The 18,951-nt window shown below is 66.8% G+C and carries 19 protein-coding genes and 1 pseudogene; 16 read left to right on the forward strand and 4 right to left on the reverse strand.

All coding sequences use genetic code 11. The features are described from left to right. Window positions 1-216: 216 nt before the first annotated feature. Entirely contained in the window at window positions 217-2,922 is a 2,706-nt protein-coding gene (locus VYI76_RS12315; RefSeq protein ID WP_326525025.1) for an ATP-dependent DNA helicase, read from the forward strand. Here VYI76_RS12315 and VYI76_RS12320 read toward each other — a convergent pair. Next, window positions 2,873-3,547: an HAD family hydrolase gene (locus tag VYI76_RS12320; protein ID WP_326525026.1), complete on the reverse strand. Its 675-nt coding sequence runs from the start codon at window positions 3,545-3,547 to the stop codon at window positions 2,873-2,875. The two genes, VYI76_RS12315 and VYI76_RS12320, sit on opposite strands and share 50 nt — an antisense overlap. A gap of 63 nt (window positions 3,548-3,610) precedes the next feature. On the opposite strand from VYI76_RS12320, the gene VYI76_RS12325 reads away from it, so the two are divergent. The 5 genes from VYI76_RS12325 (at window position 3,611) to VYI76_RS12345 (ending at window position 8,913) form a co-directional block, all read left to right on the forward strand. Next, window positions 3,611-4,705, forward strand: coding sequence for an ABC transporter permease (locus VYI76_RS12325; protein WP_326525027.1), 1,095 nt, complete (start codon window positions 3,611-3,613; stop codon window positions 4,703-4,705). Further along, window positions 4,705-5,547 carry an ABC transporter ATP-binding protein gene (locus VYI76_RS12330; protein WP_326525028.1) on the forward strand — a complete coding sequence of 281 codons (843 nt, stop codon included), beginning with the start codon at window positions 4,705-4,707 and terminating at the stop codon, window positions 5,545-5,547. Before VYI76_RS12325 ends, VYI76_RS12330 begins: the two co-directional genes overlap by 1 nt. Then, complete coding sequence (locus tag VYI76_RS12335; RefSeq protein ID WP_326525029.1) at window positions 5,547-6,515, forward strand: MlaD family protein; 969 nt, start codon at window positions 5,547-5,549, stop codon at window positions 6,513-6,515. Before VYI76_RS12330 ends, VYI76_RS12335 begins: the two co-directional genes overlap by 1 nt. An 8-nt stretch (window positions 6,516-6,523) precedes the next feature. Continuing rightward, complete coding sequence (locus tag VYI76_RS12340) at window positions 6,524-7,105, forward strand: ABC-type transport auxiliary lipoprotein family protein (protein ID WP_326525030.1); 582 nt, start codon at window positions 6,524-6,526, stop codon at window positions 7,103-7,105. A gap of 116 nt (window positions 7,106-7,221) precedes the next feature. Continuing rightward, complete coding sequence (locus VYI76_RS12345) at window positions 7,222-8,913, forward strand: long-chain-fatty-acid--CoA ligase (RefSeq protein ID WP_326525031.1); 1,692 nt, start codon at window positions 7,222-7,224, stop codon at window positions 8,911-8,913. Here the strand turns inward: VYI76_RS12345 and VYI76_RS12350 are convergent. Continuing rightward, the gene (locus tag VYI76_RS12350) at window positions 8,910-10,277 is read right to left on the reverse strand and encodes an NAD-dependent succinate-semialdehyde dehydrogenase (protein ID WP_326525032.1); all 1,368 of its coding nucleotides are present in this window, start codon (window positions 10,275-10,277) and stop codon (window positions 8,910-8,912) included. The genes VYI76_RS12345 and VYI76_RS12350 overlap by 4 nt on opposite strands. 67 nt (window positions 10,278-10,344) lie before the next feature. Between VYI76_RS12350 and VYI76_RS12355 the strand changes: the two genes are divergently transcribed. The 6 genes from VYI76_RS12355 to queA all read left to right on the forward strand — a co-directional run bounded on the left by VYI76_RS12355 (window position 10,345) and on the right by queA (window position 14,291). Further along, on the forward strand, window positions 10,345-10,590 hold the full coding sequence (locus VYI76_RS12355; RefSeq protein WP_326525033.1) for an exodeoxyribonuclease VII small subunit: 246 nt from the start codon (window positions 10,345-10,347) through the stop codon (window positions 10,588-10,590). After that, complete coding sequence (locus tag VYI76_RS12360; RefSeq protein WP_326525034.1) at window positions 10,587-11,498, forward strand: polyprenyl synthetase family protein; 912 nt, start codon at window positions 10,587-10,589, stop codon at window positions 11,496-11,498. The genes VYI76_RS12355 and VYI76_RS12360 overlap by 4 nt, the downstream gene beginning before the upstream one ends. Further along, window positions 11,495-11,878: a hypothetical protein gene (locus VYI76_RS12365; RefSeq protein WP_326525035.1), complete on the forward strand. Its 384-nt coding sequence runs from the start codon at window positions 11,495-11,497 to the stop codon at window positions 11,876-11,878. The genes VYI76_RS12360 and VYI76_RS12365 overlap by 4 nt, the downstream gene beginning before the upstream one ends. Continuing rightward, on the forward strand, window positions 11,875-12,387 hold the full coding sequence (gene coaD / locus VYI76_RS12370; RefSeq protein ID WP_326525036.1) for a pantetheine-phosphate adenylyltransferase: 513 nt from the start codon (window positions 11,875-11,877) through the stop codon (window positions 12,385-12,387). Before VYI76_RS12365 ends, coaD begins: the two co-directional genes overlap by 4 nt. An 88-nt stretch (window positions 12,388-12,475) precedes the next feature. Beyond that, on the forward strand, window positions 12,476-13,174 hold the full coding sequence (locus VYI76_RS12375; RefSeq protein WP_443018935.1) for a peptidylprolyl isomerase: 699 nt from the start codon (window positions 12,476-12,478) through the stop codon (window positions 13,172-13,174). Between the two features lie 10 nt (window positions 13,175-13,184). Continuing rightward, window positions 13,185-14,291 (forward strand): tRNA preQ1(34) S-adenosylmethionine ribosyltransferase-isomerase QueA, encoded by a 1,107-nt coding sequence (queA, locus tag VYI76_RS12380; protein ID WP_326525037.1) that lies wholly within the window; start codon window positions 13,185-13,187, stop codon window positions 14,289-14,291. A 319-nt stretch (window positions 14,292-14,610) separates the two neighbouring features. On the opposite strand, the gene VYI76_RS12385 is transcribed toward queA, so the two are convergent. Then, window positions 14,611-15,072, reverse strand: coding sequence for an Lrp/AsnC family transcriptional regulator (locus VYI76_RS12385; RefSeq protein WP_326525038.1), 462 nt, complete (start codon window positions 15,070-15,072; stop codon window positions 14,611-14,613). A gap of 96 nt (window positions 15,073-15,168) precedes the next feature. Here VYI76_RS12385 and VYI76_RS12390 point away from each other — a divergent pair, with 96 nt between their 5' ends. From VYI76_RS12390 to VYI76_RS12405, 4 genes and pseudogenes are all read left to right on the forward strand, one after another. Beyond that, entirely contained in the window at window positions 15,169-16,395 is a 1,227-nt protein-coding gene (locus VYI76_RS12390; protein WP_326525039.1) for an amino acid aminotransferase, read from the forward strand. 16 nt (window positions 16,396-16,411) lie between these two features. Further along, window positions 16,412-17,395, forward strand: coding sequence for a bile acid:sodium symporter family protein (locus VYI76_RS12395; protein ID WP_326525040.1), 984 nt, complete (start codon window positions 16,412-16,414; stop codon window positions 17,393-17,395). After that, entirely contained in the window at window positions 17,388-18,113 is a 726-nt protein-coding gene (locus VYI76_RS12400) for a hypothetical protein (protein ID WP_326525041.1), read from the forward strand. The genes VYI76_RS12395 and VYI76_RS12400 overlap by 8 nt, the downstream gene beginning before the upstream one ends. 145 nt (window positions 18,114-18,258) lie before the next feature. Then, window positions 18,259-18,423: pseudogene (locus VYI76_RS12405) on the forward strand (transposase); the annotation flags it as partial. Between the two features lie 250 nt (window positions 18,424-18,673). On the opposite strand, the gene VYI76_RS12410 reads toward VYI76_RS12405, so the two are convergent. Continuing rightward, window positions 18,674-18,951: hypothetical protein (locus tag VYI76_RS12410; protein ID WP_326525042.1), on the reverse strand; the 278-nt coding region annotated here is incomplete at its 5' end.

Below are 18,951 nucleotides of genomic sequence, written 5' to 3' on the forward strand. Positions count from 1 at the left end.
GAAAATCGGAACGGCCAGCCGGCGACGCAGCCCGCCGGTCTGACGTCCAGCAGCGGCTTTGCCGCTGCCAGCCTGCGCCGGGTGACTTCATCGTCACCCGTCCGATACAAAGAACAGCAAGGGGCCGACGGAGCGATCCGCCGGCCCCTTCGCCTTTCCCGCCGCCCGCCGCAAACCCGTTCCCCAATCGTTCCCGCCCCGCTAAGCAGGGCGCCGATGCTTCCCCACCCCGCCCTCCACGCCAGCCACGGCGGCATCTGGATCGCCGATGCGGACGGCACCCGCGCCCTGTCGCGGGGCGAGGCGGTGCGGGCGGCGGCCGACACCCCGCTGATCCTGCTCGGCGCTCCGATGATCGGGCAGCGGCTCGGCTTCCCCGACCTGTCCGGCCTCGACCTGCTCGAACTGTTCGCCTTCGTCCATCCGGCGCGCTTCGCGGTGCCGACGCCGAAGGGCCTCGCCGCCGCGCTCGGTCTCCCCGCCCCGTCCACCGACGCCGCGGTGGCGCCGTTCCTCCGCGACGCCGCCGCCGTGCTGCTCGACACACTGGCAACCGACTGGCCCGAGCGCGAGGGGGCGTGGACCGCCGCGCAGAGCCTGCTGCGCCTGCGCTGGCCCTGGGCGCCGGCCGTCACCGCGCGGCTCCCCAAGCCGCAGCAGGCGGAGCGCTGGCTGTTTTCGAAGCTGCCCGAATGGGAGGAGGCGCCGCCGCGCCCCGCCCCCCGCACCGTCGCGCTCGACGACGCGCAGGTGGCCGATCGCCTTGCCCGACTGACCGGCGACGCCGCCGAAAGGCGCGACGGCCAGCGCGCCTTCGCCGCTGCCGCCGCCCGCGCCTTCGCCCCGCGCCAGACCCGCGACACACCCAATCTGGTGCTGGCCGAAGGCGGCACGGGAATCGGCAAGACGCTGGGCTATCTCGCCCCGGCCTCGCTGTGGGCCGAGCAGGCCGGTGGCGCTGTATGGGTATCGACCTTCACCAAGGCGCTGCAGCGGCAACTGGGGCACGAGACCGCCCGCCTCTACCCCGCCCCCGCCGAGCGCCGCGCCCGCGTTGTGACGCGCAAGGGGCGCGAGAACTATCTCTGCCTGCTCAACCTGGAGGACGCACTGCAGGGCGGGTTCCAAGGGCGGGCGGCGATCCTCGCCCATCTCGTCGCCCGCTGGGCGGCGTATAGCGCCGACGGCGACATGGTCGGCGGCGACCTGCCGGGCTGGCTGCCCACCCTCTTCCGCCGCAACGGATCGACCGCACTGACCGACCGGCGCGGCGAGTGCATCTACGCCGGCTGCCCGCATTACCGGAAATGCTTCATCGAGCGTGCCGCCCGCGCCTCCGCCCAGGCGAGCATCGTCATCGCCAACCACGCGCTGGTGATGGTCAACGCCGCACGCGGCCGCGAGACGGCGACGCGCCCGACCCGCTATGTCTTTGACGAAGGCCACCACCTGTTCGAGGCCGCCGATTCGATGTTCGGCGTCGCGCTGTCGGGCAGCGAGGCGATCGAGATCCGCCGCTGGGTGACCGGGCCGGAAGGAACGTCGCGGGGGCGCCGGCGCGGCCTTTCCGCCCGCCTTTCCGATGTCGCCAGCTACGACGAGGAAGGCGGCCGCGCGATCGCCGATGCCGTGGAGGCGGCGCGCGCCCTGCCATCCGACGGCTGGCTCCAGCGGCTGAACGAGGGCGATCCGTTCGGCCCGGTCGAGGCGCTGCTCGCCGCCGTGCGCGGCCTTGTCTATGCCCGCGCGGCCAAGGACGAGGATGCCGGCTATGCGCTGGAGACCGAACTTGCCGAGCCCGATCCCGCGCTGGTCGAGGCCGCCGGCCCGGCGGGGGCGGCGCTCGACGCGTTGGTCCGCCCGCTCGTCACGCTGGGGCGACGACTGGAGGCGGTGCTGGCGGAAGGGCCGGACTGGATGGACGGCCCGGCGCGGGCGCGGATCGAGGGGGCGATCGCCTCGCTCGGCTGGCGGACGGAGACGGTCGGCGCATGGCTCGCGCTGATCGCGCGAATCGGCGGCCCGGCCGATCCCGATTTCGTCGATTGGCTGGCGGTCGACCGTGCCGAGGGCCGCGAATGGGACGTCGGCCTGCACCGCCGCTGGCTCGACCCTTCGCGCCCGTTCGCGGAAACCGTGCTCAAGCCCGCACACGGCGCACTCGTCACCTCCGCGACGCTGCGCGCCGGCGGCGACTGGGACGTGGCGGAGGCGCGCAGCGGCGCGATCCACCTCGGCCAGGCGCCCGTCCATTTCGACGCGGCAAGCCCATTCGATTATGCCGCCAATTCGCGCGTGCTGATCGTCACCGATGTGAAGCGCGGTGACCTTGCCGGCCTTGCCAACGCCTATGCCCGGCTGATCGTCGCAGCCGGCGGCGGTACGCTCGGCCTGTTCACCGCGATCCGTCGACTACGCGGGGTCCACGCCCGCATCGCCGACGCCCTGGCGCGCGAGGGGTTGCCGCTCGCCGCGCAGCATGTCGATCCGATCGATACCGGCACGCTGGTCGATATCTTCCGCGACGACGCACGCGCCTCGCTGCTCGGCACCGACGCGCTGCGCGACGGGGTGGACGTGCCCGGCCATTCGCTGCGGCTGGTGGTGATGGAGGGCGTGCCCTGGCCCAAGCCCAGCGTGCTCCACGCCGCGCGGCGGCTGGCCGGCGGCGGCAGCGCCTATGACGATCGCATCGTCCGCGCACGCCTCGCGCAGGCGTTCGGCCGCCTGATCCGGCGCGCCGACGATTCGGGTGCGTTCGTTCTGCTCAGCGCCGCGATGCCGTCCCGCCTGCTCGGCGCGTTCCCGCCCGGCACCCCGATCGAACGGCTGACCCTCGACGAGGCGATCGCCCGCGTCGCGGCGATTCCGGTCAGCGCCAGTCGAGCACCGACCAGTTCCGCGCCTGCGCCATCATCCTGAGCGGGCCGTGCGCGTTGACCGCGAACGGTTCGTCGGCCCATGCCAGCACCGGCGCGTCCGACACATGATCGCTGTAGAAACGGATGCGGCAATCCTGCCGGTCCAGCCCCTGCCCCGCCATCCACGCCTCGATCATGCGCAGCTTGGCCGGGCCGTAGCAGTTTTCTCCGGCGATCCGCGGCGTCAGCGCGCCGGCCGGGTCGTGCTCGCTCTCCGTCGCGATCACGTCATCGAAGCCGAGCCGTTCGGCGATGGCTCGGGCGTAGAAGGCGTAGGACGCCGTCGCCATCACCAGCCGATACCCCGCCGCGCGGTCCGCGGCGATCCGCGCGCGCGCCTGATCCAGCACCCCGGTCGCCACGACGTGATCGGCGAACGCGGCGCTCAGTTCGGCCACGCGCTCCGCCGCCACGCTGCCGCCGAGCAGCCATTTCTGCGTCGTCTGCTTTAATTCGGCACGGTCGATCAGCTTGGCGAGATAGGCGAGACCGGCGATCGCCGCCCATGGCGCGAGGGCCATCCGCCACCGTGCCCGGCCCCGCATCGCGAAGGCCAGGAACGGCGTCCACGTCGGCGTCCGGGTGATCGTCTTGTCCATGTCGTAGATGGCGAGCGCAATCGTCATGGGAACTCTTTAGGCAGTCCCGCAGTTGCCGCGCCAGCGGATTTGGGGGATGAGCGCAACGTAATGGCGACGGCGGCGGACTTTTCTGAAAGCGACGGGACGCTGCGGTTCAGCGGCAGTCTGGCGCTCGCCGACCTGGGCGACCTGCCCGACCGGCTCGATGCCGCCCGGCCGGCGCGCGTCATCGACCTGTCGGGAATCGACCGGATCGACACCGTCGGCGCCTGGGTGGTGCATCGCTACGCCGCGCGACACGGTGCCGCGATCGAAGGGCTTTCGGACGATGGCCAACACCTGCTCGACCAAGTCGAGCGCGCCGACACGCCGATCGCCTCGCCCCGCCATCCGCCGTCTGCCTTTCTACGCGTGCTCGGCGAGATCGGCGAGGCGACCACCATCGCCTGGCGCACGATGGTGGGTCTGCTCGGTTTCTTCGGCGCGACCGTGCTCGCCTTCTGGTCACTGATCCGCAATCCCTCACGCTTCCGCTTCAACGCAGTCGTCACCCGTTTCGAGGTCGTCGGCGTCTCAGCGCTCGGCATCATCGGCCTGATGAGCTTCCTGATCGGCATCGTCATCGCCCAGCAGGGCGCGGTCCAGCTTCGCCAGTTCGGCGCGGAAGTGTTCACGATCAACCTGATCGGCCGCATCACCCTTCGCGAACTGGGCGTACTGATGACCGCGATCATGGTCGCCGGGCGTTCGGGCAGCGCGTTCGCCGCCCAGCTCGGCACGATGAAGCTGACCGAGGAGATCGACGCGATGCGCACCATCGGCGTGTCGCCGATGGAGGCGCTGGTGGTGCCGCGCACGCTGGCCGCGATCATCCTGATGCCGCTGCTCGGCTTCTACGCCTCGCTGATCGCGATCATCGGTGGCGGCCTCTTGTGCTGGATCAGCCTCGACATACCCCCGATCACCTTCGTTCAGCGCATCCGCGAGGTCGTACCGATCACCGACCTCTACGTCGGCCTCGTCAAGGCGCCGGTCTTCGGCGCGATCATCGCCATCGCCGGCTGCTTCCAGGGGATGCAGGTGGAGGGCGACGCCGAACAGGTCGGCATGCGCACCACCGCGGCCGTCGTCCAGGCTATCTTCCTCGTCATCGTGCTCGACGCTTTCTTCGCGGTGTTCTTCACCTGGGTGGGGTGGAACTGATGGCGCAGAGGCCCAGCATGACGCGCAACGACCGCGAGGGGCCGATCATCACGGTCGAGGGGCTGAAGAACAGCTTCGGTACGCAGGTCGTCCACGAGAACCTAGACCTTCAGGTGCGGCGCGGCGAAATCCTGGGCGTGGTCGGCGGATCGGGCACCGGCAAATCCGTCCTGATGCGCTCGATCATCGGCCTGCAGACTCCCGACGCCGGCACGATCCGCGTGTTCGGCGACGCCGACACCGACGAGGAAGGCGAGGACGCGATCGCCGTGCGCAAGCGCTGGGGCGTGCTGTTCCAGGGCGGCGCGCTGTTCTCGACACTGACGGTCGCGGAAAACATCCAGGTCCCCTTGCGTGAATTCTATCCCCGGATGGATCCGGTGCTGATGGCGGAGATCGCCGCCTACAAGGTGATGATGACTGGCCTGCCGGCGGACGCGGGCCCGAAATACCCCTCCGAGCTGTCGGGCGGCATGAAGAAGCGCGCCGGGCTCGCCCGCGCGCTCGCGCTCGATCCCGAACTGCTGTTCCTCGACGAGCCGACCGCCGGGCTCGACCCGATCGGCGCCGCCGCGTTCGACGAGCTGACCAGATCGCTCCAGCGCACGATGGGGCTGACCGTATTCCTCATCACCCATGATCTCGACACGCTCTATGCGATCTGTGATCGCGTCGCGGTGCTGGCGGACAAGCGCGTGATCGCGGTCGGCACGATCCCGGAACTGCTTCGGCTCGACCATCCGTGGATCCAGGACTATTTCAACGGCCCGCGCGGCCGTGCCGCGACTGCGGCCGTGAAGCGCCATGAAGGCGCCACCAATTCAACGCAGGTGACAGGCTGATGGAAACCCGATCGAACCACGTCCTGGTGGGCGGCGTCGTGCTGATCCTGCTGCTCGTCCTCGCGCTTTTCACCGTCTGGCTGTCGCGTTGGGGGGTGACCGAGGACAAGGAATTCGACATCTTCTTCAAACAGGCGGTCGATGGCCTCGCCAAAGGCTCGCCGGTCGCCTTCTCGGGCGTCCCCTCTGGGCAGGTGAAGGACATTGCGCTCTACAAGCCGGATCCGCAGTTCGTCCGCGTCCGTATCAGCGTGAAGAGCGAGACGCCGGTACTCCAGGGCACCACCGCGACGATCCAGGGCATCGGATTCACCGGCGTGAGCCAGATCCAGCTCGACGGCGCGGTCAAGGGCGCCCCGCCGCTGGTTTGCCCGGAGACCAATCCGCAGGCGACCTGTCCGTTCGGCGTGCCGACCATCCCGCCCAAACAGGGCGGTCTCGGCGCGTTGCTCAATTCCGCGCCGAAGCTGCTCGAACGCATCTCGACGCTCACCGAGCGCCTCACCGAACTGCTCAGTGATCGCAACCAGAATTCGATCGCCGCGATCCTCGCCAACACCAACCGGCTGACCGACGCGCTGGCCGATCGCGGGCCGGAAATCGCCGCGACGCTGGCGGAAACGCGCGTCACCCTGCAGAAGGCCGGCGTCGCCGCGCAGCAGATCGGCGATCTCGCCCAGACCACCAACGGCGTTCTCGCGGACGACGTCAAGCCGGCGATGGCCAACCTCAACAAGGCGATCGGATCGGCGCAGAAGAGCATGGAATCGCTCGATGCGATCATCACCGATGCCAAGCCGGGCGTGCAGGGCTTCAGCCGCCAGACCCTGCCCGAGGTCAACCAGCTGGTCCACGACCTGCGGGTGATGGCGACATCGCTGTCGTCGGTCGCCGAAAAGATCGACCAGCGCGGCGCCGGATCGCTGATCGGATCGCCCAAGCTCCCCGATTACGAGCCCCGCAAATGAGGTTCCCCATGAAAGCCACCGCCGTTGCCCCCGCGCTGCTCGCCCTCACGCTCGGCGGCTGCCTCAGTTTCGGCGACAAGCCGCCGGCTTCGCTGCTCACGCTCACCTCGGCGCAGCCGGTCGCGGTGGGCCAGACGCAGACCGCGACCGGCGGCACGGTGACGATCGCGGTTCCGGCGATCCCGCAGGAGATCGCGACGCTACGCGTGCCGGTGCGCGCGGGCGACACCAGCGTCGCCTACGTCAAGGACACCCGCTGGGTTGAGCCGCCCAACCGCCTGTTCGCCCGGCTGGTATCCGACGCCGTCACGACGCGCACGGGCCGCGTCGTCGTCGGCACCCGCCTGATGGGCGAGCCCGGCATCAGCCTGGCCGGCGACCTGCGCAGCTTCGGTGTGGACGCGCCGACATCGAGCGCCGTCGTCACCTTCGACGCCGCCCTGCTGCGCGGCCTGGGCCAGCCCATGGAGAAGCGCCGGTTCGAGGCCCGCGTCCCCCTCGCCACGATCGACGCGTTGAGCGTCGGCCCTGCCCTCAACCAGGCAGCCAACCAGGTGGCGGGGGAAGTCGCCGACTGGATCGGGCGCTGACTCGCATCGTCGGAACCAGACTCCGGGGCGCGTCTTCCCGCACGAGGCGGCAGGCTTCTTCTTGGTGCGGCCCGTCCGGCTTGCCCGAGGACGGGGACCAACTTACACCTGTGTAAATGACCGACCCCGAAGCCGCCTGGCGAAGCCGTTACCAGCATCCCGGCACCTGGGACAGAAGCTTTCCGCCCGAGACGATGGTCGCGCTGTTCGAGGCGAGCGCCGCGCGCGCGCCGGACGCGCCGCTGCTCGACTTCCTCGGCCGGCGCTACAGCTATGGCGAGACGCTGGACGGGGCGAACCGCGTCGCACGCGGGCTGAGCGCACTGGGGTACGGCCCCGGCGACCGCATCGGCCTGTTCCTGCCCAACGTGCCGCATTATGTCGCGGCCTATTACGGCATCCTCAAGCTGGGAGCGACGGCCGTCAATTTCTCGCCGCTCTACACGGCCGATGAACTGGCGCATCAGGTCGAGGATTCGGGCACCCGCCTGTTGTTCACCCTGTCGGCCACCGCGTTGCTGCCGACCGCGCTCAAGGTGCTGGAGCGCAGCGCGCTGGAGCGGCTGGTGGTGGGATCGGTCGCCGGCGCGCTGCCCGCCACCAAATCGGTGCTGTACCGGCTGTTCAAGCGCGGCGAGGTCGCGGCGCGGCCCGACGATCCGCGCATCTCCGCCTTTTCGACGCTGATCGCCAACGACGGCGCGTTCCCACGGCCCGCGATCGACCCCGAGACCGACGTCGCGCTGATCCAGTATACCGGTGGCACGACGGGCGTGCCCAAGGGTGCGATGCTGACGCACCAGAACCTGTCGGCCAACGCCCGGCAGATCGCCGCGCTCAACCCCGAGCCCGACGCGGTAGACACGATCCTGGGTGTGTTGCCGTTCTTCCACGTCTTCGCCAACACCTGCGTGCTCAACCGCACCGTGCTGACCGGCGGGCAGATCGTGATGCTGCCGCGCTTCGACGCCGGCCAGGTGCTGGCGGCGATCGACCGCACCCGCCCCAGCGCCTTGCCCGGCGTCCCGACGATGTACCAGGCGCTGCTCGATCATCCGAAACACGCCGGCACCGATTTCTCGTTGCTGCGCTACTGCATCTCGGGCGGCGCGCCGCTCTCCGTCGAGCTGAAGGCCCGGTTCGAGGGCGAGACGGGCGCGACGGTGATCGAGGGGTACGGTCTGTCGGAAAGCTCCGGCGTCGTCTCGTGCAATCCCTATGCGGGGCCGCAGAAGGCCGGCACGATCGGCCAGCCGATCGCCGCCACGCACGTAAAACTGGTCGATAAGGAAGACCCCACCCGCCCGCCCCCGCCGGGAGAGCCAGGCGAGATCGTCGTCGCCGGTCCTCAGATCATGAAGGGCTATTGGCGCCGCCCCGACGCCGATGCCGAGGTGTTCGTGACCGACGCGGGCGGCACCCGCTGGCTGCGCACCGGCGATGTCGGCACGATCGACGAGGACGGCTTCATCCGCATCGTCGACCGGCTGAAGGACATGATCGCGGTCGGCGGCTTCAAGGTGTTCCCGAGCCAGATCGAGGCGGTGCTGCACCAGCACCCGGCGGTCAAGGAGGCTCTGGTGATCGGCCTGCCCGACGCCTATCGCGGCGAACATCCGCGCGCCTATGTGACGCTGATGGACGATGCGGAGGCGACCGGCGAGGAGATCGCCGAATGGCTCAACCCGCAACTGGGCAAGCACGAGCGCGTCGACCAGGTGGTGGTGCGCCTGGCGCTGCCTAAGACGATGATCGGCAAGCTGAGCCGCAAGGATCTGCTGGCGGAGGTGATGGCGGAGGGCGTCTAACCCCCCGGCACCATCACGGCCTTCAGGTTCATGAATTCGTGGAGGCCCCAAGGGCCGAGTTCGCGGCCGTGGCCCGAGCGTTTCACGCCGCCGAACGGCGCTTCGGGGGTGGAGGCGAGCATCGCGTTCAGCGCGATCATTCCGGCGTCGATATCGCGGACGAAGCGCGCCTGCTCGTCCGCGTCGGCGGTCCAGACACTCGATCCGAGACCAAACGGCGCGGCGTTGGCGAGCGATATCGCCTCGTCGATGTCGCGCGCCCGAAAGACCATCGCGACGGGGCCGAAAATCTCCTGCTTCGCGAAGTCGCCATCCGCCGGCACCTCGACCAGAACGCCGGGCGTCATCCACGCGCCGGGGCGGTCGATCCTCTCTCCCCCGAACAGCAGCGTCGCGCCTTCGGCCTGTGCCTGCGCCACCTGATCGAGCACGGTGTCGCGCTGGGCGATGCTGGACAGCGGTCCCATCGCAGTGGCGGCGTCCATCGGATCGCCGACGACGAGCGACCGCATGCCTTCCGCGAAATGATCGAGGAAGGCGTCATACACGTCCGCATGGACGATCATCCGCTTTGCGCAGATGCACGACTGGCCCGCGTTCTGCGTCCGCGCGGTCACCGCGACGCGCGCGGCCCGCGCCACGTCGGCGGACGGCATGACGATGAACGGGTCCGATCCGCCGAGTTCGAGCACGACCTTCTTCAGGTTACGCCCGGCCGCCTCGGCGACCTTGATGCCCGCCCCCTCGCTGCCGGTCAGCGTCACCGCAACGACGCGATCATCGGCGATCAACCGATCGACCCGGCCCGACGGGATCGCCAGGTTCTGGAACAGCCCCTCTGGCGCCCCGGCCCGGTGCACCACCGCTTCCAGCAACGCGGCACAGCCTTGCGTCAGCGAGGCGTGCTTCAGCAGCGCGACGTTGCCGGCCATGATCGTCGGCGCGAGGAAGCGGACGACCTGCCAATAGGGGAAGTTCCACGGCATCACCGCCAGCACCGGGCCCAGCGGCTGCCAGCGCGCGATCGCCCGGCCGGTCGCAGTCGCCACTTCCGTATCGGCGAGCAGCACGGGGCCATGTTCGGCGTAGTAGCGGAAACCGCTCACGCATTTTTCTACCTCGGCGATCGCCGATTTCAGCGTCTTGCCCATTTCCCGCGTCGCCATTTCGGCCAAACCGCGCTTGTCGGCCTCCACCGCGTCGGCGATCCGCGCGAGCAGCGCGGTACGATCGTCAAGGGACGACAGGCGCCAGTCGCGATATCCGCGTGCGGCGCGATCCAGCCGCGCCTCCACCTCGTCGTCGCTCAGCGCGAGATGGGTGGCGAAGGTCTCGCCGGTGGCGGGATTGATGCTTTCGAACATGGTGTCCCCAACGTCGCGCGATCGGGCGAGGTTGCAAAGCCGCCCGCCCCTGCCGCATAGGCGCATCATGGCAGAGGACAGCGCAATCGCCGAGCTTTCGTTCGAGGCGGCCCTGAAGGAGCTCGAACGCATCGTCGGGCGGCTCGAAAGCGGCGAGGCGCAACTCGACGAGGCGATCGCGCTGTACGAACGCGGCGACGCGCTGCGCCGGCAGTGCGCGGCCCGGCTCGACGCGGCGCAGGCGCGGATCGAGGCGATCCGTACCGATGCGCAAGGGTCGGCGGTCGGCACCGCCCCCTTCGCGGCCGGATGAGCGCGCCGGTGGCGACCGCCTCGATCGGGCTAGAAACGGCGATGCGCGAGGTCGCGGGCGAAGTCGATCGCCAGTTCGACCTGCTGCTCGCCGTCCCCGACGATCCCCGCGCCGAACTGTACAAGGCGATGCGCCACGCCGCGATCGGCGGCGGCAAGCGACTCCGCCCGCTGCTGACCTTCGCGACCGCCGATCTGTTCGCGGTCGATCGCCAGTGCACCGCGCGCGTCGCGACCGCGATCGAAGCGATCCACGTCTATTCGCTGGTCCATGACGATCTGCCCGCGATGGACGATGACGACATGCGGCGCGGCAAGCCGACCGTCCACAAATTATACGGCGAATCGACCGCGATCCTGGCCGGCGACTGCCTCCACGCGCTCGCCTTCGAATGGCTGGCGGACGAGGGCGCGCATCCCGATCCGTTCGTCCGCGTCGAGCTGATCGCCTGCCTGGCGGCCTCCGCCGGACCGGCGGGCATGGCCGGCGGCCAGATGATGGACCTGGAGGCGGAGAAGGCCAGCTTCGACCTCGCCACCGTCACCCGGCTGCAGGCGATGAAGACCGGCGCTCTGATCGCCTGCGCGGTGGAGGCCGGCGCGATCCTGGGCCGCGTGCAGCCCGACGGACGCCGGGCGCTGCGCGGCTATGCCCGCGATATCGGCCTCGCCTTTCAGATCGCCGACGACCTGCTCGACGCCGAGGGCGACGAGGCGGTGGCCGGCAAGGCGCTGCGCAAGGACGCGGCGGCGGGCAAGGAGACATTCCTGTCGCTGCTGGGCGTGACCCGCGCCCGCGAACAGGCAGCGATGCTGGTCGACCAGGCGATCGAGCATCTGCGCGCTTACGGCCCCGAGGCCGACGTGCTGCGCGCGGTAGCGCGGTACATCACGGAACGGGACCATTGACGATCAAGGTGATCGCCTTCTGGGGCATCACGCTGGTCGGCTTGTGCATTGTCTTCCTTGGCGGCGTCCTGGTCTGGGCGGAAGCGGAGCGCCGCGATTGGGTCGTGACGAAAGCTGTCGAACAGGGCGCCTGCGAAGGAATGACAGGCACCAACCTCCAGACATCGGCAGGGCCACGGTCAAGCCGTGAACTCCGAACGGGTTCGAGGGCCTGCCTCGATCAGGTGAGGCAGATGCTTTCCGACGCTTTGAACTACACCTGTCGCGCAGGCGGGGGTTTGACGGTGTGTGTCCATCCGCTCAATGCACCTGACAGCACGACATATGTCCGAGCCATCATCGGCGAACGCCATCTCGTTCTTGAGGTAATTTCAACATGACCATTCGCATCGGCGTCTATCCCGGCACGTTCGACCCGATCACGCTCGGGCACATGGACATCATCCGGCGCGGGGCGAAGCTGGTCGACCGGCTGGTCGTCGGCGTCACCACCAATCCGTCGAAGTCGCCGATGTTCTCGGTCGAGGAGCGGATGGCGATGGTGCGGCGCGAGGTCGATGCCGTGGGCGGCGAGATCCACGTCGTCGGTTTCGATTCGCTGCTGATGGACTTCGCCGAGCGGGAAGGCGCCAGCGTGATCGTGCGCGGCCTGCGCGCCGTCGCCGATTTCGAATATGAATATCAGATGGCGGGCATGAACCAGCAGCTGAATGCCCGTATCGAGACGGTGTTCCTGATGGCCGACGTCTCGCTCCAGCCAATCGCCAGCCGGCTGGTAAAGGAGATCGCGATGTACGGCGGTGACATCGCCAAGTTCGTCACCCCGCCGGTGAAGGCGGAGGTCGATGCGCGCGTCCGCGAGATCGGCCTGAAGGGCGATCGCGGCTGACATATTCCCGCCCTTTCGGGCATTCATTGTGCGGCAAGCCGCGTTGCTGTTATGGCGCGGGCGTGATGCGGGTTGGGGTTTTGCAAGAATGCGTTTGATTTCGGCGATGTGCGCGGGACTGGCGATGATGACGGCCGTTCCGGCGGCGGCGCAGCTGCTGACCGTACCGGGGCGGGCACCGGCACCGGCGACCACCGACAAGGACAACCTCTGGCTGCTCGACCTGTCGAACGGCGGGCGGGTGACGATCTGGCTGCGGCCCGACGTGGCGCCGCAGATGGTCGAGCGGATCAAGACGCTGACCCGGCGCAAATTCTATGACGGCGTGCTGTTCCACCGCGTGATCGAGGGGTTCATGGCGCAATCCGGCGACCCCAAGGGCGACGGCACCGGCGGGTCTGACCTGCCCGACGTGCCCAAGGAGTTCAACTATTTGCCCCACGTGCGCGGCGCCGTCTCCGCAGCGCGAGAGGGCGCACCCGAAGGCGCCACCCAGGAGCAGAAGGACAAGGCGGAGAACAGCGCCAACAGCCAGTTCTTCATCATGTTCGTGCCGCGCCTGTCGCTCGACCAGAAATACAGCGTGTTCGGCCGCGTGCTGGACGGCATGCAATATGTCGACGCGATCGAGCGGGGCGAGCCGCCGGAGAATCCGACGCGCGTCCTCCACGCCTGGATCGCCGCCGACAATCCGCCGGCCTATGCCTCGCCCCCGCCCGCGCCGGTGATGGTCGCGCCGGAGACGCTGCCGCCGGGCCCTGGCCGCAGGGTGCCGCCGGCGCGGTGACGCGCGCCAGATGAACGTCGACCTTTTCGATTTCGAGCTGCCGGCGGAGCGGATCGCGCTGCGCCCGGCGAGCCCGCGCGACGCGGCGCGAATGCTGGTGCTCGACGGCGCGGAAATGCGCGACCTGAGCGTCGCCGATCTGCCCTCGCAGCTTCGCGCAGGCGACCTGCTGGTGTTCAACGACACGCGGGTGATCCCGGCACAGTTGGAGGGGACGCGGGGCGAGGCGAAGATCGGCGCGACGCTGCACAAGCGCGAGGGGCCGCGCCGCTGGCGCGCGTTCATCCGCAACGCCAAGCGACTGCGTGACGGCGACGCAATCGATTTCGGCCACGCCGTCTCCGCCATCGCGGGCGACCGGGCGGAGGACGGCAGCTTCGCGCTCGATTTCGCTGGCGAAGAACCCGTCGAACTGCTGCTCGAACGCGCCGGGCGGATGCCCCTGCCCCCCTATATCGCCGCGAAACGCCCGACCGACGCGCGCGACGCCGACGATTACCAGACGATGTTCGCCGCCGAACCTGGCGCGGTCGCCGCTCCCACCGCCGCGCTGCACTTCACGCCCGATCTGATGAAGGCGCTGGAAGGTGCGGGGATCGGCCATACCACGCTGACCCTGCACGTCGGGGCGGGCACCTTCCTGCCGGTCAAGGCCAGCGACACCGCCGATCACCGGATGCATGCCGAATGGGGCCGCATCGACGCCGCGACGGCCGACCGCCTCAACGCCGTCCGCGCCGCCGGCGGCCGGGTGATCGCGGTCGGCACGACCAGCCTGCGCCTGATCGAAAGCGCCGTCGGCGACGACGGCATCGTCCGCCCGTTCGAGGGCGATACCGCGATCTTCATCACGCCCGGCTACCGCTTTCGGGGAATCGACGGGCTGGTAACCAACTTCCACCTTCCGCGATCGACGCTGTTCATGCTGGTATCGGCACTGATGGGGGTGGAACGTATGAAAGATGCTTACGCTTACGCGATTGAAAACGAATACCGTTTTTACTCGTATGGCGATGCATCGCTGCTTTTACCTAGTGCCGATCGACATTCAGGGCAGACTCAGCCGAAAATGGCGGTTTTGCTTGAACCGGAACGCAGCGTACTTTCCGGTACGTGAGCACCGGAAGCGCGTGAAGCCGCCATTTGAAGGCCGAAACGGCCTGAATATCGATCGGTCCAGGGTCCTTGATCCCGGCATGTGATGGCTGGGCTTGCCGAAAATGCCAGATGCGGATCACGCTGAGTAATTCAAAGTCGACCAGTCCGTTGCCTCCAGACTGTCAGCCGGGGGCGGAGGAAGCATCTATCAATTCTCGGTGAAAACTGAGAAATCTCCCATGTTATTTTTCAACGTAACTCAATAGTTCTTTATATCAAATTATTTTTATAAGTGAGCTATATATCAAAATATAGGATTTTTTAATTATTTTCACTTTTCAGATAGGCAGTGCCGTAGTGTACTTGACCATTGCGAGTGCAAATCGCGATGATCCTGTCTTCACAGAAGGGTGAACGAATAATATTTTCATAATAAAATTTTCATATTCTTCTACGCTTCTTGTTAGTATCCTTAGCAAATAATCCCACTCACCCGACATTGAAAAACACTCGACGATCTCTGATCGGCTTTGGACGAAACCGCGAAAATTTAAATAGGTCGCCGGTTCATGGTCATGTAGGCGGATGTCACAGAAAACGTTTACCGTGAGTCCCATCTCTTTTGGATTCAGCAGGCGCACCGCGCCGCCCAGAATGCCCCGCTCCTCCAACGCTTTGATGCGCCGCCAGCAAGAGGCCTGCGACGCGCCTACAGTTTCCGCGAGTGAAGCGGACGATCGGGTGCCGTCGCGCTGCAGAGCGCGCAAGATACGGACATCGACATCGTCCAGGTTATTCACATTTCATCCTTATCGTGAATTGAATGTTTCAATAGACTGCCGCGCATCGGCATAGCTGACAAGCCCGCTTCGTCCAGAAGGCGGTAGATTCCGGCCATGAACGATCTCGCCCCCATTACTGCGGCCTCCGCATTCGCCGCTTTGGTCCCGCAGCCCGCGGACGCACTGCTCGCCCTTATCAAGGAGTTTGCATCCGACCCGCGTACGGACAAGCTGGATCTCGGCGTGGGAGTTTATCGAGACGAATTCGGTGTCTGTACCATACCTGCGGCGGTCAAGGAGGCGGAGCGCCGGCTGCTCGTCGAACAAGCGACTAAGGGTTACCTCGGGAGCGACGGCGACATCCGCTTCGTCGCCCGGATAGCCCATCTCGTCCTTGGCGAGGATGCCGAAATCGGCGGCCCGCTGATCGGCGTCCAAACCCCCGGCGGCGGCGGTGCCCTGCGCTTGGCGGCCGAGCTGTACCACCGTGCCAGTCCAGGGGGACGCATATGGATCGGTACGCCGACATGGCCGAACCATGCACCGATATTCAACGCGTCCGGCGTTCCAATCGTTGCGCACCCTTTTTACGATCCGGTCACAAGCGAGCTGTTGTTCGACGAGATGATGGCGGCGCTGGAAGGTGCGGCGGTGGGCGATGCGATCCTCATCCACGGCTGCTGCCACAACCCGACAGGTGCCGGATTTTCGCGTGCCCAGTGGCAAAGGCTGATCGGCATCATCGTTGAGCGGCGGCTGCTGCCGATCGTCGACCTCGCTTATCACGGGCTTGGAGACGGCCTTGACGCCGATGCCGAGTCGACCCGCGCGATATTCGCCAGCGTGCCCGATGCGATGCTGGCGTACAGCTGTGACAAGAACTTCGCGCTTTATCGCGATCGTGTGGGGGCGTTGTTGATCCAGGCCCCGACGGCGGAGGCGGCCGGGATCGCGCGCGGGAACCTGCTGGCTATCGCGCGTGCAGCCTGGTCGATGCCCCCGGATCACGGCGCGGCAGTGGTGCGGATCATCCTCGACGATCCGGAACTCGCGGCCTCGTGGGAAGCCGAACTGGCGACCATGCGTAGCCGGATCAATGCCGTTCGCGCGGTCCTCGGCGCGGCGCATCCGCGTCTCGCGTCCATCGGGCAGCAGCGCGGCATGTTCGCATTGCTGCCGCTCACGCCTGCCGACGTCACCCAAGCCCGGCACGACAGCGCCATCTATATGGCAAGCGACGGACGCATCAACATCGCCGGGCTGCGGGAGGATACAGTACCGTATCTGGTGGACGCGATCCGTCCCTGGCTGGATCGCGCGGCCGCGGATGGCGGGAATTGACGAGGTGCATCGCGACATGATGAAGCGGGTCGCTTCACTGGTCCCCGATCCTTTCGTCGCCGCAATCCTCGCCACGGTCGTGCTGGCGACGCTGCTCCCGGTGCACGGCGGCGGTGCGCGGGTGGTAGGCCTCGTGTCGAGCGCCATGGTGACAATGCTGTTCTTTGTCCACGGGGCGAAGCTGTCGAGAAGTGCGGCGTTCGCGGGCCTGCGTCACTGGCGGCTACACCTGGCCATTCTCGGCGCGACCTTTCTGCTGTTCCCGCTTCTGACGCTCGCGCTCACCGCGCTGCTCCCCAAGACGCTGCTGGCCAAGCCGCTGATTATTGGGCTGCTCTATCTGTCCGTGCTTCCCTCGACCGTGCAGTCGGCCATCGCCTTTGTCTCATTAGCGCGGGGCAATGTCGCAGCGGCGATCGCGTCGGCCTCTGCCTCGCAGATGCTGGGCGTACTCGTCACGCCGCTGCTGGTTGGGTTCACCATCGGCCGATCGGCGCATGCGGACGGCACGGCGGCAGGCGCCATCGTGCTCCAGATCCTGCTGCCGTTCATTCTCGGGAACCTGCTAGAGCCCTGGATCGGCGGCTTTATCCGGCGGCACAAGACGGCGGGAACGCTGCTCGATCGGGGGACGATCATGCTGGCGGTCTACAGTGCGTTCTCGGCGGCGGTAATCGGGGGGCTGTGGCGGCGGGTTGATGAAGGAGCACTCATGGTGGTGCTGGCAATCTGCCTGCTGCTGCTCGGGCTCATGCTCCTGACTACCGCGCTGCTCGGTCGTGCGATGGGGCTCGCTCGACCGGATGCGATCGCTCTGCAGTTCTGCGGCACCAAGAAGTCGCTGGTACAAGGCGTCCCCATGGCGCGGCTGATCTTCCCCGGTCCTGATCTGGGTCTGATCCTGCTGCCGCTCATGATTTTTCATCAGGTTCAATTAATGGCATGTGCCGGGCTTGCCCGTCGCTATGCTGCGAGAGGTGATCGCGATGTGCATGGATGATCTTTTTCCTCAAGCCGGTCGGGAGCGTATGATCGTCCCGCCGCCTATCGCGCTGATGGGCACCGGCATCGATAATCCCGAGCCGCAGATGATGGCCCGCATGGACCAGGATCATGTGTTCATGATGGGCGACAATCCGTTGCTGCCGCGTATGCCCGAGCGACCAAAGCTCATGGATTTTTTCCGCCTCCGCTTCATGGATATGACCTTCCGCCATCTAATGATGAGCGGCAAGCGTGCGCTGGATGACGGCTACGACGGCAAGACTGTGCTGGCATGCTTGCTGCACGACATCTCCAATGCCTGCCTGATCCGGTCCGATCATGGCTATTGGGGCGCCCAGATGATCGCGCCGTACGTGGACGAAGAGGTCGCCTTTGCGGTGAAGTATCATCAGTCGCTGCGCTATTTTTCAGATGAGGCCGCGGGTTACACCTATCCCGAAAGCTATAATCGATTTTTTGGCGCTGATTTCCAGCCGCCGGAATATATCAGGCGGGACGCCGAGTACGCACGCAACCATGAACATTATGGTATCGCGCGCCAGGTTACGATCAACGATATCTATTTCTTCGACGGGTACACCCCAATCGACCCCGAGATATTTGCCGACATAATCGGTCGGCATTTTCGCGAACCGGAAGAGGGGCTGGGCTTCGACGGCTCGCCGAGCGCACACATGTGGCGGTCGATCATATGGCCGAACAACTTCCTCTGATCGCGATGAGGCACGCGACCCGGTGCTTTACTGTCGCTGGCCGGTAAAGCTTGCGGTGGTTGCCGGGTTTGCCGGAGGCGCTGACGTGCTTCCCTGAAATGTGACCGATTTTGAGTGGAGTCCGACACGAAGGAGTCGGACGAGGATGAAGCGCGGCTGGTTCAGCGAAGAGCAGATCATTGCGATCCTGAAGGAACAGGAAGCGGGCATGGCGACAGCGGATGCGTCCCGCCGCCACGGATTCCGTTCGGCGACATTCTACAGGTGGAAATCCAAATATGGCGGCCCGCAGGCATCCGAGGCCGGACGCTAGCGCAGGATAGGCGAATAGAATGGCCGGCTGAGGACGCTGCTGGCCGATGCAAGCGCGCCTTGGGCACCAGGGCACCTATGGTGTTGCCGGATGGACCGAAGAGCGCTGGCCCGTGCCCGGTTCGGGCTCGACGCCTGGCGGCGCGACTCCCACCACGTGAGGCCACACTCGAAACCGGGTGGGTACCCCCGCCGGGATCGCCGGCCAACCTGGCTGGGGCCATGCCCTCAGACAGGTTGGCATCACCTCAAACAACCATCATCGAGGAAGCGGACTCTGCCTCTGAATGGCAACAATCACGGGAGTACGTCAACGTCAGATGCCACCGATTCATCCGATCGAGAGCACCGCTCTTCATTGGCCCGCAAGATTTATTCAAAGCTAAAATTTGATTTTGGCTGTAGTGAAAAAGTACCGTCTGACCTGCTCCCCAGAATTCATGCCATTGGTAAGTTAGCTCGTCAGATGGAGACGAGCGATGCGGCGAAGCCGATTTACCGAGGATCAGATCATTGGGGTGCTGCG

The organism is Sphingomonas sp. (assembly GCF_035910975.1).
Classification (GTDB): Bacteria; Pseudomonadota; Alphaproteobacteria; order Sphingomonadales; family Sphingomonadaceae; genus Sphingomonas.